Annotated in this window: 14 protein-coding genes; 8 read left to right on the top strand and 6 right to left on the bottom strand. The window is 70.8% G+C overall.

All coding sequences use genetic code 11. The features are described from left to right. Positions 1–16: 16 nt before the first annotated feature. Entirely contained in the window at positions 17–1,072 is a 1,056-nt protein-coding gene (locus EP757_RS08675) for a hypothetical protein (protein WP_127543713.1), read from the bottom strand. Between the two features lie 122 nt (positions 1,073–1,194). Between EP757_RS08675 and EP757_RS08670 the strand changes: the two genes are divergently transcribed. Beyond that, positions 1,195–2,934, top strand: a complete 1,740-nt coding sequence (locus EP757_RS08670) for a TrkA family potassium uptake protein (RefSeq protein WP_127543711.1) — start codon at positions 1,195–1,197, stop codon at positions 2,932–2,934. Here the strand turns inward: EP757_RS08670 and EP757_RS08665 are convergent. Further along, entirely contained in the window at positions 2,931–4,148 is a 1,218-nt protein-coding gene (locus EP757_RS08665; protein WP_127543709.1) for a DUF4032 domain-containing protein, read from the bottom strand. The genes EP757_RS08670 and EP757_RS08665 overlap by 4 nt on opposite strands. 89 nt (positions 4,149–4,237) lie before the next feature. Between EP757_RS08665 and EP757_RS08660 the strand changes: the two genes are divergently transcribed. Together EP757_RS08660 and EP757_RS08655 are read left to right on the top strand one after the other, a co-directional pair. After that, positions 4,238–5,596, top strand: a complete 1,359-nt coding sequence (locus EP757_RS08660; protein WP_127543707.1) for a serine protease — start codon at positions 4,238–4,240, stop codon at positions 5,594–5,596. Between the two features lie 9 nt (positions 5,597–5,605). After that, positions 5,606–6,328, top strand: coding sequence for a phosphatase PAP2 family protein (locus EP757_RS08655; protein ID WP_127543705.1), 723 nt, complete (start codon positions 5,606–5,608; stop codon positions 6,326–6,328). On the opposite strand, the gene nagA is transcribed toward EP757_RS08655, so the two are convergent. The 3 genes from nagA to EP757_RS08640 are packed head-to-tail and all read right to left on the bottom strand — an operon-like array spanning position 6,294 to position 9,207. Next, entirely contained in the window at positions 6,294–7,373 is a 1,080-nt protein-coding gene (nagA, locus tag EP757_RS08650) for an N-acetylglucosamine-6-phosphate deacetylase (RefSeq protein WP_127543703.1), read from the bottom strand. The two genes, EP757_RS08655 and nagA, sit on opposite strands and share 35 nt — an antisense overlap. Then, positions 7,373–8,293: an ROK family protein gene (locus EP757_RS08645; RefSeq protein WP_127543701.1), complete on the bottom strand. Its 921-nt coding sequence runs from the start codon at positions 8,291–8,293 to the stop codon at positions 7,373–7,375. The genes nagA and EP757_RS08645 overlap by 1 nt, the downstream gene beginning before the upstream one ends. Continuing rightward, positions 8,290–9,207: an SIS domain-containing protein gene (locus EP757_RS08640; RefSeq protein WP_127543699.1), complete on the bottom strand. Its 918-nt coding sequence runs from the start codon at positions 9,205–9,207 to the stop codon at positions 8,290–8,292. Before EP757_RS08640 ends, EP757_RS08645 begins: the two co-directional genes overlap by 4 nt. Positions 9,208–9,397: 190 nt before the next feature. On the opposite strand from EP757_RS08640, the gene EP757_RS08635 reads away from it, so the two are divergent. Genes EP757_RS08635 through EP757_RS08620 form a run of 4 tightly spaced genes read left to right on the top strand, consistent with a single transcriptional unit; the run spans position 9,398 to position 12,542 of the window. Continuing rightward, positions 9,398–10,183, top strand: a complete 786-nt coding sequence (locus tag EP757_RS08635; RefSeq protein ID WP_127543697.1) for a DeoR/GlpR family DNA-binding transcription regulator — start codon at positions 9,398–9,400, stop codon at positions 10,181–10,183. 60 nt (positions 10,184–10,243) lie between these two features. After that, a complete protein-coding gene (locus EP757_RS08630; protein ID WP_127543695.1) occupies positions 10,244–11,230 on the top strand; it encodes an ATP-binding cassette domain-containing protein in 987 nt (328 codons plus the stop codon). After that, entirely contained in the window at positions 11,227–12,234 is a 1,008-nt protein-coding gene (locus tag EP757_RS08625; RefSeq protein WP_127543694.1) for an ABC transporter permease subunit, read from the top strand. The genes EP757_RS08630 and EP757_RS08625 overlap by 4 nt, the downstream gene beginning before the upstream one ends. Before the next feature lie 38 nt (positions 12,235–12,272). Next, positions 12,273–12,542 carry a DUF3263 domain-containing protein gene (locus tag EP757_RS08620; RefSeq protein ID WP_127543692.1) on the top strand — a complete coding sequence of 90 codons (270 nt, stop codon included), beginning with the start codon at positions 12,273–12,275 and terminating at the stop codon, positions 12,540–12,542. Here the strand turns inward: EP757_RS08620 and EP757_RS08615 are convergent. Next, on the bottom strand, positions 12,539–14,728 hold the full coding sequence (locus EP757_RS08615; RefSeq protein WP_127543690.1) for an AAA family ATPase: 2,190 nt from the start codon (positions 14,726–14,728) through the stop codon (positions 12,539–12,541). The genes EP757_RS08620 and EP757_RS08615 overlap by 4 nt on opposite strands. Before the next feature lie 75 nt (positions 14,729–14,803). On the opposite strand from EP757_RS08615, the gene EP757_RS08610 reads away from it, so the two are divergent. Next, positions 14,804–15,418: a hypothetical protein gene (locus EP757_RS08610; protein WP_127543688.1), complete on the top strand. Its 615-nt coding sequence runs from the start codon at positions 14,804–14,806 to the stop codon at positions 15,416–15,418. Position 15,419 lies beyond the last annotated feature (1 nt).

The raw sequence follows: 15,419 nt of genomic DNA, 5'->3' as shown, positions 1-15,419 counted from the left end.
GATTAACGGCTGGATTTCAGTTGAGGCCCTCGGTGGGCTCCTCGAGGAGGCGCGGGTCGTCGATCTTGTCGCGGGCGGCTACGCCCGACGAGCCGGACTTCGTCTTCGCGCTGCTGCCGGCCGACGAGTGGTGATGGGTCGACGGCTTGGCGGAGTCGGGGTCGGCGGGGTCGGTGTCGGCTGCGGAGGCCGGGCCGCCTGCCGAGGCCGGGCTGCCGGTGGACGCGGCCGGGGCGGAGGGCGTCGTGGAGTCGCCGGGAGTGGCCGGGACCGCGGGTGTGGTGGGACCGGCGGGTGTCTCCGAGGACGGCGTACCGGCAGCGGGGACGGTTCCGGGTGTGACCGGCGGCGTGGTGTCCGGGTCCGGGGTGGCCGGGCGGGCGGAACGTCCGGGGCGCAGGCTGACCGGGGAACCGCCGAGCGGCAGGCCGGAGACGTCGGCGCCGATGCCGTCGAGCTGCTGCTGTACGCCGCCGACCGGGATGGCGCCGCCGAGCCCGGCCGTGCCGATGCCGCCGACCAGCGGGACGTCGGTGCCGGCCTTCTCGGTACGGGAGTCGATCCCGGCGATCCGGTTGTTCTGCGCGACCGGCAGTCCGTCCGGGCCGAGCGCGGTGATCACCGTCGAGCCGCTGTTCATCAGGCTGTCGAAGGGCAGCGCGGAGAACGCGAGTTCACCGGCGGCCATCGCGGCCGGGGCCGGGTTGGGCAGCCTGCCCATGGTTCCGGGTGTGCGGTCGCGCGGGTCGGCGGCCGGCAGGGTTCCGTTCACCACGTCGGCGGCGGGGAGGACCTTGGGCTGCTGCTTCTCGGCACGAGCGGCGCCGGCGGGACGAGTGGGGTGATCAGGCGAGGTCAGGCCTGAAGTCCGGCCGATGCCGTTCGAACCGGGCTTGACGCTCAGGATCCGGCCGTCGATGAGCGGCGATCCGCTGAGCGGGTCGGACGGGATCGGGTTCTCTCCCAGGACGGCGTTCAACGGGCTCAGCGGCTGCTCATCGGCGAGAGCGGGAGACGCTCCGAAGAGCAGGATCCCGCCGGCGATCGCTCCGGCACACCACAACTTCCGCACTGATCTTCTCCAAGCCACTTCGGACGATGGGTTGGGTCAATTACCCACCAAGTCGGACGAATGGTTCGGATGGGGCAACGAGCGTACCCGGCCGGAGTTCCGGCTGACTACGATCTGCGAACGTGAGTGTCGTGTCGGCGAGTGAGCGTCCCGAACCCGTCGAGTCCGATGGGGACAGCCGTCCTCACCTGGTGCTCTGTGGCGCTGACGCGCTGGTCTACACGCTCGCCGAGGAACTGGCGAATTCCCGGCACCGGATCCGGATCACCGTGATCACTCCGCACCGGGTCCGGTCGGATGTTCCCGACCTGGCCGGGCTCGCCGACCGCGGCGTCACGTGGCACAAGGCGGACCGGCTGGACGAGCGGGCGTTCCAGGACGCCGGGCTGGCCGGCGCCGCCGCGCTGGCCCTGGTCATGCCGGACGACATGATCAATCTGCATGCCGCGCTCTGCGCCCGGGAGGTGGAGGAGCGGCTGCGGGTGGTCGTCCGGATGTCGAGCCGTGGCCTGGCCCGCAGCGTGGACCGGCTCTTCCCGGACTGCGCGGTGCTCTCCGACGCCGAGATGGCGGCGCCGGCGTTCGTGGCGGCGGCTCTCGGCGAGGTCGCCCCGACGCACTTCCGGCGCGCCGACCGGACGCTCTACGTCGCCCACCGCGCCGACGTCCCGCCCCGCCGGGTGGTCCTGACGCTGACCGTCACCGACGAGCAGGGTGAGGTGAGCGTCCTGCCCGCCGAGCCGGAACCGGACTGGATGCTGCCGACCGACCTGGTGCTGGCCGAGGCGGTGGGCCGTCCGCCGGGCGAGGACGTGACCCGCAAGCTGCTCACCCGGGCCGGTCGCCGGCGGAGCCCGTTGACGACATTCGGCCGGGCGGTCCGCGCCGCGCTCAGCCGCAAACTGGGCCTGGCCGTGCTGATCACGCTCGCCACCACCGTGGTCGCCGGCGCGGTGCTGAACGGCTTCGACGACAAGCGGCACGGCTTCTGGGAGCAGATCTACATCACCCTGCTGACCGCCGTCGGGTCGTCCGACGTGCAGGAGGGGCAGGATCCGATCGCCCAGGCAGCGCAGCTCGTGCTGACCATCGCCGGACTGGCACTGATCCCGCTGATCACCGCGGCCGTGGTGGACGGCATGGTCAACGCGCGGCTCGCGCTCAGCCAGGGCCGGCTCGCCGGTGAGCTGCGGGACCACGTCGTGCTGGTCGGTCTCGGCACGGTCGGCACCCAGGTGATGCGCCAGCTGCACGACCTCGGGATCCGGGTGGTGGCGATCGACCGGAACAGCAACGCGGTCGGTGTGAAGGCCGCGGCGAACCGGCAGATCCCGGTGATCGTCGGCGACGCGGCGGACGAGGCGACGCTGCGGGCCGCGGCCATCGACACCTGCCGGGCGCTCGTGGTGCTCTCCACCAACGACCCGATCAACCTGGAGGCGGCCCTTCGTGCCCGCAGCTCGCACGAGAACCTGCGGGTGGTGCTGCGGCTCTTCGACGACGACTTCGCGCAGCGCGTCGAGACGGCCTTCCAGATCAACACGTCCCGTAGCGTGTCCCGGCTCTGCGCCCCGGTCTTCGCCGCCGCCCTGCTGGAACGCGACGTGCACGCCACGATCCCGGTCGACCGGCACGCCGTGATGGTCGCGACGGTCACCGTCGCGGCCGGGTCCAATCTGGACGGCGCGCCGCTGGAACACGCCGACCACCCGGGCGAGGCGCGGGTGCTCGGCATGTCGGCCGCCGATCAGGAGTGGATCGACTGGCGGCCGGACCCGCGGCGGGTGCTGGCCGCCGGTGACCGCATCCTGGTGGTGGCCCGGCGCAGCGGGCTGCGAGCACTCTCCGAGCTGGCGATCTAGAGGACCTCGGACAGCTCGTCCGGCTCCACACCCAGGACGGCCTGCTCATCGGGCTTGTTGACCAGGACCTCGGTCAGGTACGACTGCACGGCCGGACCCATCCCGACGTCACGTCCCGCCTTCTCGGAGAGCAGCCACTTGTGCTGGATGATCTGCGAGAAGATCTCCTGTGGCTCCAGTTTCTGCCGCAGGTTGGCCGGGACGGCGCGGACCACCGGCTCGAAGACCTCGGTGAGCCAGCGGTGCGCGGCCTGCTGCTCGTCGGTGAGGTGGCTCTCCGCACGGTAGGTGTCCAGGTCGTTGAGCAGCTGCCGGGCCTGGTTCTCCTCGGCGTCGAGGCCGGTCAGGCGCATGAGCCGGCGGGTGTGGTAGCCGGCGTCGACGACCTTCGGCCGGACCCGGTAGCCGCCGTCCATCATGGACATGTCGACCTCGGCCACGTCGAATCCCATGTCGTTGAGGCGGCGGATCCGGCGCTCGATGTGGTGCCGGGCGTCCTTCGCCACTTCCTGCTCATAGGTGACCTCGTGCCACAGCCGCTCGTAGCGCGCCACGATGTCGTCGACCACGATCTCCGGGTCGATCGACGGGTGCAGCAGCTCGGCGGCCTGCAGGTCGAGGCACTCGCCGAAGATGTTCAGCCGCAGGATCTCGATGTCCTCGCTGCGCTGACCCTCGGAGAGCTTCGGGTAGAGGTTGCCGGTCTCGGCGTCCACCAGGTAGGCCGCGAAGGCGCCGGCGTCCCGCCGGAACAGCGTGTTCGACAGCGAGCAGTCACCCCAGGAGAAACCGGTCAGGTGCATCCGCACGACCAGCGCGGCGAGGGCGTCGAGCAGGCGGTTCATCGTCTCCGGGCGCAGCACCCGGGAGAAGAGGGCGCGGTACGGCAGGGAGAACTGCAGATGCCGGGTGACCAGCACGGTCTCCAGCGGCTCGCCGTCCTTGGTCTGCCGGTCGGTGGCGATCGCGATGGCCTGCACGGCCGGGAAGTCGATCCGCTCCAGCGCGCGGAGCAGGTCGTACTCCTTCTCGGCGATCCGCTCCCGGGTCTCCTTCATCGCGTAGACGGTGTCGTTCAGCTTCACGAACCGGACGACGTGCCGCGAAATGCCCTGAGGGAGGGCGACCAGGTGGTCAGCGGGCCATTCCTCCAGGGGAATGTGCCACGGCAGGTCCAGGAGCGCCGGGTCGATGAGGGCGGAGGTGATGCGCACTGCCCCAGTGTGCCCGCTTGCCCGGCGCGTCGCGTACGTAGGTGGCTCGTTACACAGGTGCGAAACGGCCGACTACGTACGGGAGTGGCATGCGACGCAAGACAGGCATCGTCATCGGCGCGTGTGTGGCCCTCGCAGTGGCCGGGACGGCCTCCGCGGTGGCGCTGACACATACCAGCGATAGCCCGGTCGGCATCTGGCACGAAGCGCCGGCGGTTCCTCGTACACCCGTGGCGGCGCAGGGGAAGGCGCCCGCCGCGACCGCTACCACGACCACCCCTTCGGTACCGGCGGCATCACCACGCACGGAGAAGGCCACGGCGAAGCCGGGTCCGTCAGCGGCCGCGACAGCGGCGGAGAAGACGAGTAAGCCGGAGAAGATCAAGGACCGCCCCCTGGAGTCGGCCACGGCGACCGGACGCCAGCGGGTGGGAGAGCTCCTTCCGGTACGCAAGGTGCTGGAGTATCTGGCGGCCCCCCGCGAGGAGAAGTTCCACTACCCCGGCGCGTCGTACGTGAAGCTGCACTTCAACCGGCTGGACATGCTGCCCGGCGACTACCTGACCGTCTCCAACCCGTCGAAGACGGAGAGCTACCGGTACGAGGCGACCGAGGACCCGCGCTGGGCCATGTCGATCACCGGGGACACCGCCGTCGTCGAGATGCACCGAGCAGCGAACCCGCTGGGGCTCGGCGATCTGCTCGGGAACCTCGGGGTGGGCGTCGACCGGGTCGCGAAGGGTTTCAAGCGGTCACCGGCCGCTCCCGGTCGCGAAGAATCGGTCTGCGGCGCCGACACCTCCAGCGACGCCGTCTGCTACCAGTCGGCGGACCCGGTCGCCTACACCAAGTCGAAGGCGATCGCCCGGCTGCTGATCAACGGGACCGAGCTCTGCACCGGCTGGCGGGTCGGCCCGAACAACCGCATGATCACCAACAACCACTGCCTCACGTCGACGGGCGAGGCGTACGACACCGAGGTGTGGTTCAACTACCAGTGCGCCAAGTGCGGCGGGATGGACGTCTTCAAGCCGACGAAGGTCTGGGGCGACAAGGTGATCGCCACCGACAAGACGCTCGACTTCACGCTCTTCACCGTCGACGGGTTCGCCGCGATCGAGAAGTTCGGCTACCTCACGCTGGACACCGCCCGGCCGGCCCGGGGGCAGGAGCTCTACGTGCCGCAGCACCCGGCCGGCGAGCCCACCCGGATCGCCGGGGCGAAGGGCGAGAAGGCCGGTAACTGCGCCGTCGAGAATCCGGACTACACGGGCTATGCGCCGCACTCCGACGTCTCGTACTACTGCGACACGGCCGGCGGGTCCTCCGGGTCGCCGGTGCTGTCCCGTCGTACGAACAAGGTGGTGGCGCTGCACCACTTCGGCGGCTGCCCGAACTCCGGGGTCCGGGGAGACCTGCTGGCCGCGAAGTTGCGCGCATACCTTTAGGTTGACGGAGTGATCGCTCCTCGCCGGTGGTGGCCGGATGTCCTGGCCCTCGCCGCCTTCGTCGCGGTGACCGTGGCGCTCGCCTCCGGTCACCTGCTCGACTTCGACCAGCGGGTGGCCGACTGGGCCTTCGCGCATCAGCCGCCGGTGCCCTACTGGACCGCCCGGGTGCTGAACTACCTCGGTCAGGGTGGTCAGGTGCTCACGCCGGTCTCTCTGATCCTGACCGGCCTGCTGTTCTGGCGGACGCGGTCGGTCCGGGCGACGTTCCCGTTCATCGCGGCGTTCATCCTGACCTACCTGACGATCGGGCCCGCCAAGATCTACTTCGATCGGGCCGCGCCGCGGTTCACCGGGCCGGAGAAGACGATCCTGTTCAATCCGCACGCCGACGGGATCTACGCGATGAGCTACCCGTCCGGCCATATGGGCAACGTCCTCGTCTGGTACGCCGTGATGGCCGTGCTGATCACCGCTCTCCTGCGGCGGCCGCTGTCCCGGACCGAGTGGCTGGCGATCCGGGTCGCGCCCGTGGCGATCGTCTTCTGCACCACGGTCTACCTCGGCTTCCACTGGGTGACCGATTCGATCGCCGGGGTGCTGCTCGGATTCGTGCTGGCCCGGATCATCCTGCGCATCCCGTTCGACACGATCCCGCTGCCGCCGGTGGTGGGTCGCTGGGCCGGGCCGGCGGGGTTCAGACCGGAACGCCCCCGCGAATCACTTGTTTGAGATTCAGGTCGGCGTCGAGGACGACCAGGTCGGCGCGGAGGCCCGGCGCGATCGCACCACGATCGGTGAGGCCCAGGAGCCGGGCCGGTGTCGTCGAGGCCATCGTCACCGCGTCGGTGAGCGGCAGACCGGCCGCCACCGCGTTGCGCAGCGCCACGTCCATGGTCAGCGTGCTGCCCGCGATCGAGCCGTCCCGGACCAGGCGTGCCACCCGATCAGCGACGACGACCTCCTGGCCGCCCAGCTCGTACCGGCCGTCGGACATGCCGGTGGCGTCCATCGCGTCGGTGATCAGGATCGAGCGGTCCGGGCCCGCGCTCGCCGCCGCGAAGGCCAGCATGCCGGGGTGCAGGTGGATGTTGTCGGCGATCAGTTCGACGGCGGCGATCGAGGAGAGCAGGCCGACGACCGGACCCGGCTCGCGGTGGTGCGGCGGACGCATGCCGTTGAAGAGGTGAGTGCCTACCGTCGCTCCGGCGGCCACTCCCGCGAGCGTTTGATCGTACGAGGAATCGGTGTGCCCTATCGCCGCCAGAATCCCGTGATTCCTGAGAAGAGTGATCGCTTCCAGTGCCCCGGGCAGCTCGGGTGCGATGGTCATCATCCGCACCGCGCCCTCGCCGATCTTGATCAGTTCGGCGAGCTCGCTCGGCACCGGGTCGCGCAGGAAGGCGGGGTTCTGGGCGCCGCAGCGGGCGTGCGAGAGGTACGGGCCCTCGAAGTGGATCCCGGCGATCACGCCTTCGGCGGTCAGCGGTTTGTAGGCCTCGGTGGCGTCCCGCATCAGCTCGAACGGTGAGCTGACCAGGCTCGCCAGCATGGTGGTGGTGCCGTGGCCCAGGTGGAAGGCCGCCGCCTTGCGGGCCGCGCCGGGGTCGCCGGTGGTGAAGGTGTGCCCTCCGCCGCCGTGGCAGTGGAGGTCGATGAAGCCCGGGACGATGATGTCGTCGCTCGCCGCCCGCTCTTCCACGGCGGTGATCAAGCCGTTTTCTATCGCGATATGTCCGGTTATGATCCCGTGCGGGGTGACGATGCGGCCGTTCATCAGCTCTCCTTGAGCGAATCGAGGGCCAGCAGGGCGGCGCCCTTGCACCCCGCGGTGTCGCCGAGTTCGGCGCGGACGATCTCCGGAGCGCGGTGGAACGTGACCCGCTGCGCGAGCGCGGCGCGTACCGGATCGAGCAGGTCGTCGCCGGCCTCGGCCAGTCCGCCGCCGAGCACGATCACGCCGACGTCGTAGAGCGCCTGCGCGGTCAGCAAGCCGTCGGCGAGCGCCTCGACGGCGTCCCGCCACACCTGCCGGGCCAGTTCCTCGCCCTGGGCGGCGCGGGTCGCCACGTCGAAGGCGGTGGCGTCCGGATTCCCGGAGAGTTCGGCGTACCGCCGCCCGATCGCCCTCGCCGAGGTCTCCGCTTCCAGGCAGCCGCGCAGGCCGCAGCCGCACGGCGTGCCACCGGGCCGGACCACGACGTGCCCCAGTTCGCCGGCGGCGCCGTGCGCGCCCGGATAACCGGAGCCGTCGACCACGAGTCCCGCGGCGATGCCGGTGCCGATCGCCACGAACAGCACGTGCCGGCGTCCCCGCCCAGCACCGAGACGGGCCTCGGCGAGGGCGCCCACGCGCACGTCGTGCCCGAGCGCCGCGGGCATCCCCAGGCGCTGCCGGGCCAGGTCGCGCAGCGGTACGTCACGGAACCCGATGTTCGACGACCAGACCGCGACACCGGTGACCTCGTCGACCACGCCCGGCACCGCGATGCCGGTGGCGATCGGCTCCAGGCCCTCGGCCCGCGCCCTGCCGGCCAGCGACTCGGCGACCGCCAGGATGTTCTCGGTGACCGCCGCCGGACCGCGATCGGCCCGGGTCGGGTGGCGTTCCTCGTGGTGGACCGTGCCGTCCGGCCGGACCAGGGCACACTTCATCCCGGTGCCGCCCACGTCCAGGGCGACGACGGCTCGGCTCATTTAAGGACTACTGAGCGAGCGAGATTGCGTGGGTTGTCGGGGTCGAGGCCCTGTGTGGTGGCGAGCGCGACAGCGACGCGCTGCGCCAGGATCAGGTCGGCCATCGGGTCGAGCGGGTCACGGCCGCCGACCCAGCGGCCCAGCGAGGCGTAGCCACCGTGGTGCCGGCTGTGCACGAACGCGGCGCCGGTGCCCTCCACCTCGTCGGCGAGACCGGCCGGCACGTCACCGAACGCCCAGACGACCCGGCGCGGGCCGGCGATCGCGATCGGGCCGTGCCGGTAGTCCATGGCCGGGTACGACTCGGTCCAGAACCCGGCGGTCTCCCGGCACTTCAGGGCCGCCTCCTCGGCGATGCCGACGGTCCAGCCCTGGCCCAGGAAGGTGATCTGGTCGACCAGCGCCGGGTGCACCGGCAGCGGCATCCGGGTCGCGACCTCGGCGTCCATGGCGACCGTCTCGATGTCCGCGCCGAGGTGGGTGCGCAGGAGCGCGAGCACGCTGGTGGCGAACCGGGTCTGCACGACCGACTGCTCGTCGGCGAAGTCCAGCACCACGGCGTCGCGGGCGATCTTCGCGGCCGGCTGGGCGCCGTCCGCGGTCAGCACGGTGACCGGGCCGCTCTGGCTCTTCATCACGTCGAGCACCTCGGTGGTGGTGCCGGACCTGGTGATGGCGACGAGACGGTCGTACCGCCGGTTCGACGGGAAGGCGGACGCCTGGAACGCGTCCGTCTCACCCTGGCCGGACTGCTCGCGCAGGGCCGCGTACGCCTTCGCCATGAACCAGGAGGTGCCGCAGCCGACGACGGCGACTCTCTCCCCGGCGGTGGGAAGTCCCGGTGATCCGGCTAGCTTCGCAGCCTGCCGCCAGCATTCCGGCTGGGTGGCGATCTCCGCTTTCACATGGCTCATGGCTGATCCTCACCGGCTGTTGCTGCGCATTCGCGCTCGGTTCCCGGGTCTTTCGCGCGTTATTGTGCTCATGGCCTCGGCTCGTGGGCAAGCTCCAAAGGTCCTTCGCGCATCGCGTCGCTTTGCTTACCGGCCTTTCGCGCACTAATGTGCACACACTTATCATGGAACGTGCAGCTGGGAGTGTCGGGTGGACCGGTACGCGCGGTGGAATGCCCTACTCGAGCTACTCACGGAGAGCGGCCGGGTGACCGTCGAAGAGGCGTCCGAGCGACTCGACGTCTCGCAGGCGACCATCCGCCGTGATTTCGATCAGCTTGCCCAGCAGCAGATGATCACTCGTACGCGGGGCGGCGCCGTGGCGAACGGGGTCTCGTACGACCTGCCACTCCGCTACAAGAGCGCCAAGCACTCCGCCGAGAAGCAGCGCATCGGTGAGGCCGCCGCCCGGCTCGTCACCCCCGGAACCGTGGTCGGCCTCAACGGCGGCACCACGGTGACCGAGGTGGCCCGCGCCCTCGCGGTCCGCCCCGACCTGAACGCAGGCGGCGAAGGCTCCCAGCTCACCGTCGTGACGAACGCCCTCAACATCGCCAACGAGCTCCTCGTCCGCTCCCGCATGAAGATCGTCGTAGCCGGTGGGGTGGTGCGTCCCCAGTCCTTCGAGGTGGTCGGCCCGCTCGGCGGCGCCCTCCTCAAAGAGGTGACCATCGACATCGTCCTGCTCGGTGTCGACGCCCTCGACGTCGAGCTGGGCGCGGCCTCCCATCACGAGGGCGAGGCCGCGATGAACAGCCTCATGGTGGCCCGGGCCAAGAAGGTCGTCGTCATCGCCGACTCCTCCAAACTGGGCGGTCACGCCTTCGCCCGGATCTGCCCCATCTCCAAGGTCGAAACCCTGGTCACCGACTCCGGCGCGCCGCCCGCGGTGGTGGCCGCCTTCCGTGAGGCCGGAGTGGACGTCATCACCGCCTGACCGGGGGGTGGCCGCATTTCGGGATAACGAGAGTGGCGATCTTCACCTATCGTGCGGCGAATGACCGCCGTACTCGAGATATCAGGGCTGCGTAAGACCTATCGCGGCCGCAAAGGTGTCCGGAATGCGCTGGACGGCTTCGACATGGTCGTCGAGGCCGGGCAGGTGCACGGGTTCCTCGGGCCCAACGGGTCGGGTAAGACCACGACGCTGCGTACGCTGCTCGGCCTGATCAAGCCGAACGACGGCCGGATGGCGATCCTCGGGCGGGAGGTGCCGCGGCATCTGCCGGAGGTGGCCCGCCAGGTCGGCGCCATTGTGGAGAGCCCGCAGTTCTTCGGGAACTTCACCGCCGAGACGACGCTGTCGCTGCTCGCGGACGCCGGCGGGGTGAACCGCAACCGGGTCTACTCGGTTCTCGATCTGGTCGGTCTGCGGGACCGGGCGAAGGAGCGGGTGAAGACGTACTCGCTCGGCATGAAGCAGCGGCTCGCGGTCGCGTCGGCACTGCTCAAGGAGCCGAAGCTGCTGATTCTGGACGAGCCGGCGAACGGTCTCGACCCGGGTGGCATCCGGGAGATGCGCACGCTGATGCGGGACCTGTCGGACTCCGGGATGACGGTGCTGCTCTCCAGCCACATCCTCGGCGAGATCCAGTTGATCTGCGACTCGGTCACGATCATCTCGGCGGGGCGGCGGGTGACGAGCGGTTCGGTCGCCGAGGTGCTGGCACAGCACACGAGCGGCGCGGTCAAGGTGCGGCTGGAGCCGGGCGTGGATCTGCTCGGCGCGGCACAGCTGCTGCGGGCGGCGGGGGCGCAGGTCAACCTGGAGAAGGACTACTTCACGGTCGGCAACGCGAGCAACCCGGCGCAGATCACGAAGCTGCTCGCCGAACGGCAGATCTACGTCTCCGAGCTGACCCCGGTCGCGGCGGACCTGGAGGACGTCTTCCTGGAGCTGACCGGCACGGCGCCGGTCGAGGGGCACAGCCGGCAGGTGGACGAGACCGCGATGAGCGCGGGCAAGGGTGGGTGGGGACAGTGAGCCTGGCTCGTGCGGAATCCCGGCGCCTGATCAAGCGCCGCTTCACCAAGGTGCTCCTCGTCGGTGTGCTGCTGGTGCTGGCGGCGGTCGCTGCCGGCACCTATCTGAGCAGCCAGAAGGTGGGCCCGTCGCAGGTCGCGGCGGCGAAGGCCGAAGCGGACCGGTACTACCAGGACGCTCTGCGGCAGGCGGCCGCTGACAAGCAGACGTGTCTCGCCGCGGCCGGCACGCCGAACGCCTCGCAGTGGCCGGCGAACTGCGACGAGCTCTACACGCCGACGCTGGAGGACTACGACTACACCTGGTACATGCCGCCCACCTTCAACCTCCGCGAGGACTTCACCGACATGATCTCGGTGTTCGCGGTGGTGCTCGCGGCGGCGGCGTTCCTGATCGGAGCCTCGTTCGTGGGCGCCGAGTGGAACAGCGGCGGCATGATGAACCTGCTGCTCTGGCGACCGCAGCGGCTGCGCGTGCTGGGCACCAAGCTGGCCACCTTCCTGACCTGGCTGCTCGGCCTGTCGGTGCTGCTCGGCGCGGTGTGGGCGGGCCTGTTCCGGCTGATCGCGGAGACGCGCGGGACGACCGAGAAGATGACGCCGGGGGTGTGGCAGTCGTTCGGGCTGACCGGCCTGCGCGGTCTCGGCCTGATCGTGGCGGCGGGTGCGCTCGGGTTCGCACTGGCTTCGCTGGGCCGGCACACCGGCATGGCGCTCGGCGCTCTGGTCGGCATAGGCGCGCTGCAGATCGGTGTCTACGTGATGGCCGGGCTGGCCGGATTCAAGTATCCGGACGTGCTGTTCGCGCCGTTCTGGCTGATCGCGCTCCTCTACAAGGAGTGGGTCGCCACCGACTACACGTCCTGCGACTATTCGTCCACGTCCGGATGTGAGCCGGACACCTTCACGATGACCTGGCAGGCGGGAAGCGTCGGCTTGGCCGCGCTCACCGCCGTCGTGGTGCTGATTTCAATGTGGACGATGCGTAGGCGCGACATCACATGATGTAACGTGCGCGGGGATCGCCATTCACATTTATCCTGGTGATCCCCGCCGATGGGAGTGCCATGGAAGAGGCGAAACCCGCCCTCACCGAGCGCGAGCAGCAGATCATCGCGTTCGAGTCGAAGTGGTGGAAGCACGCCGGCGCCAAGGAGCAGGCGATCCGGGACACCTTCGACCTCTCGTCGACACGGTACTACCAGCTGCTCAACGGCCTTCTCGACAATCCGGCCGCGCTGGAGCACGACCCCGTGCTGATCGGCCGCCTGAGGCGACTGCGGTCAGCACGGGCCCGCACCCGCCGACGCTAGGGCTGGTGCGTCTCCGCGTAAGCCGCGAGCCACGCCACCTGAGCCGGATCGAGCGAGGCCCGGACCCGGGACCGGGCGGCGGCCACGTTCGCCGCGGTGACTGTCGACGCCTCCAATGAGTCCCGCATCGCCGCCAGCGCCGACTCCCGGATGAGGGCGGCGCAGTCGGCCGCCGAGAAGCCGTCCAGATCGGCGCCCATCGCGTCCAGGTCGACCGACGGGTCGAGCGGCACCGACCGCGCCGACGCCCGCAGGATCGCGGCCCGGGCCTCGCCGTCCGGCGGCGGCACGTAGACGAGACGCTCCAGCCGGCCGGGCCGCAGCAGGGCCGGGTCGATCAGGTCGGGCCGGTTGGTGGCGCCGATGACCACGACGTTGCGCAGGTCCTCCACCCCGTCGAGCTCGGTGAGGAGCGCTGCCACCACCCGGTCGGCGGTGCCGCCGTCGGTGCCCTGCCCGCGGGTCGGCGCGAGGGCGTCCACCTCGTCCAGGAAGACCAGGGTGGGCGCGGCCTCACGGGCGCGGCGGAACAGCTCCCGGACGGCCCGCTCGCTGTCGCCGACCCACTTGCTGAGCAGTTCGGCGCCCTTCACCGACAGGACGTTCGCCTTGCCGGTCCCGGCGATCGCCTTGACCAGGTAGGTCTTGCCGCAGCCGGGCGGACCGTAGAGCAGCACGCCGCGCGGCGGGGAGACGCCGAGCCGGGCGAACGTGTCCGGGTAGGTGAGCGGCCACAGCACCGACTCGGTGAGCACCTGTTTCACCTCGACCATGTCGCCGACGTCGTCGAGGGTCACCTCGGCGACCTCCAGCGTGGATTCGGCCATCGACGTGGGCCGGACCACGTCGAGCGCGGCCTCGAAGTCGGCCATCGTCACAGTGGGCGACTCCGGCAGGGTCCCGTTGCCGACGTGCCGCAGCGCCGCGCGCACACCGGCCTCGCGGGTGAGCGCACGCAGGTCGGCGGCGACGAACCCGGGCGTACGACCGGCGACGTCGTCCAGGCGCACGTCCTCGGCCAGCGGCACCCCGCGGGTGAGCGCGTCGAGCTGCTCGCGGCGCATCGCGGCGTCCGGCAGCGGCACCGTCAGCTGGACGGCGAGCAGGTCGGGAGCGCGCAGGGCCGGGTCGACGGATTCCGGCTTGCTGGTCGTGCAGACCACCGCGGCGCCCGCGGCGACCGTCTCGGCGAGCACCTGCCGGAAGACGGTGGAGATCGGGCCGGGGTCCTCGCGGGGCGCGAGCGCCTCGACGTCGGAGATCAGCAGCACGGCCGGTCCCTTGCCACGGATCTCCTGGCCCAGCTCGCGAAGCCGGGCCGCGGCCGCGCTGTTCGTCAGGGCGGCCAGTTCGGGCGCCCAGATCCCTCGTACCGAAGCCCCCACCGCGCCGCCGACGGCCTGGACCAACTCGGACTTGCCGGACCCGGCGGGCCCTGCGATCAGCACGCCGAGCGTCACCTTCGTGCCGAGCCGGGCCAGCACCTCGCCGTGGTTGAAGCCGAGGTCGAGCAGCTCTTCGAGCTCTTTGGCCTGCGGGCGGAGACCGGGGAGGTCGTCGATGCTGACGACATCCGGCGAAGCGGACTCGGCGACGGGCGCCGAGCCGGACGTCACCGGCCCGTCCTGCCAGGCCACCACGGTGTCCATGGTCACGAGCGCGGCGTCCGGCCCGGACAGCGACGTGACGGTCAGCAGGGCGCTCGTCCACGCGTACCCCACCCGGTTGGCGAGGCTGCGCCGAGCCGCCTCCACCATCCCCCGGTCGGCGGCGCCGGGCAGCACGTCCTGCGGCAGCAGCGACACGTCGTCGCCGCTGCTCACCACCTTGCCGAGCAGGGCGAGCCGGAGCATCTCGGGGGAGACCACCGCGACGATCTCGGCCGGCCCGGTGAGCGTGACCCGCTGCGCCGCGACGACCGGGATCGGGGTGACGGTGACCTGGCCGCCGTCGCGCACGCCCAGGTTGCCCAGGGTCAGGTCGTCGGCGTAGAGCAGCGCCCGGCTCGCCGTGGCCTCGGCGCGGGCGACCAGGCCCGCGGTGGTGCGGGCGCCGGTCAGCCGGACCGGATCGCCCGGCCGCAGCGCGAGCGCGGCCATCACCTCCGGGTGAAGCCGGACGATGCCGCGGCGCGCGTCCAGGGCGGCCGGCCGCAGCGTCACGGTCAGCGTGAGATCATCAGCCACCGCGGATGCCTCCGATTGATCGTCTGGGGCTCTTGGTGCGTCCACGCTATCCGCCGGTGGCACGGGAGGTTGTCGTTGAGGGTCGTACTGGTCGCCGCGCTCGTCGCGGTGACGCTTGCCGGTTGCACTGACGGCGGCGAGGAGACGGCCACCCCGGTCCCCAGCGCGCCGTCGCCCGGCACGTCGATGGACATGCCTCCGTCCGCCTTCAGCTCACCGAAGCCGCTGCGTTCCGAGCCGGGCGGTCCCTCCGCGGCGCCCGGTCTGTCGCTGGCGCTCAGCGCGTCCGCGTACGGGCCGTACCGGGTGGGTCAGAGCCAGGCCGAACTGGAGGAGGCGAAGATGGTCCGCGGTCTCAAGCCGGACGAGGCGGGCTGTGTCTCCGGGACCGGCTCCCGGCTCATGCAGAACCCGCGGCTGCGCTTCTCCGGCGGCCGCCTCGTCATGATCGAGCTGACCAACCTGGGCGCGAGCACCGACACCGGTCTGCTGATCGGCGCCGAGCTCGACGAGGTCAAGGCCAAATACCCCACCGGCAAGATCATTTTTGGTACGGCGGGAGCAGCGTGGGAGACCGTCGACGGCGACAACGCCCTGCTGGTGAGGATCACCGGGGACGACGTGACGGGTCTCGTCGGCGGGGTGGCGACGAGTGTGGAGGCTCGCCACCGCGCCGGCTTGGGATGCTGAC

Origin of the sequence: Actinoplanes sp. OR16, assembly GCF_004001265.1 — a bacterium.
GTDB lineage: Bacteria > Actinomycetota > Actinomycetes > Mycobacteriales > Micromonosporaceae > Actinoplanes.
This window is presented reverse-complemented; position numbering and strand designations above follow the sequence as displayed.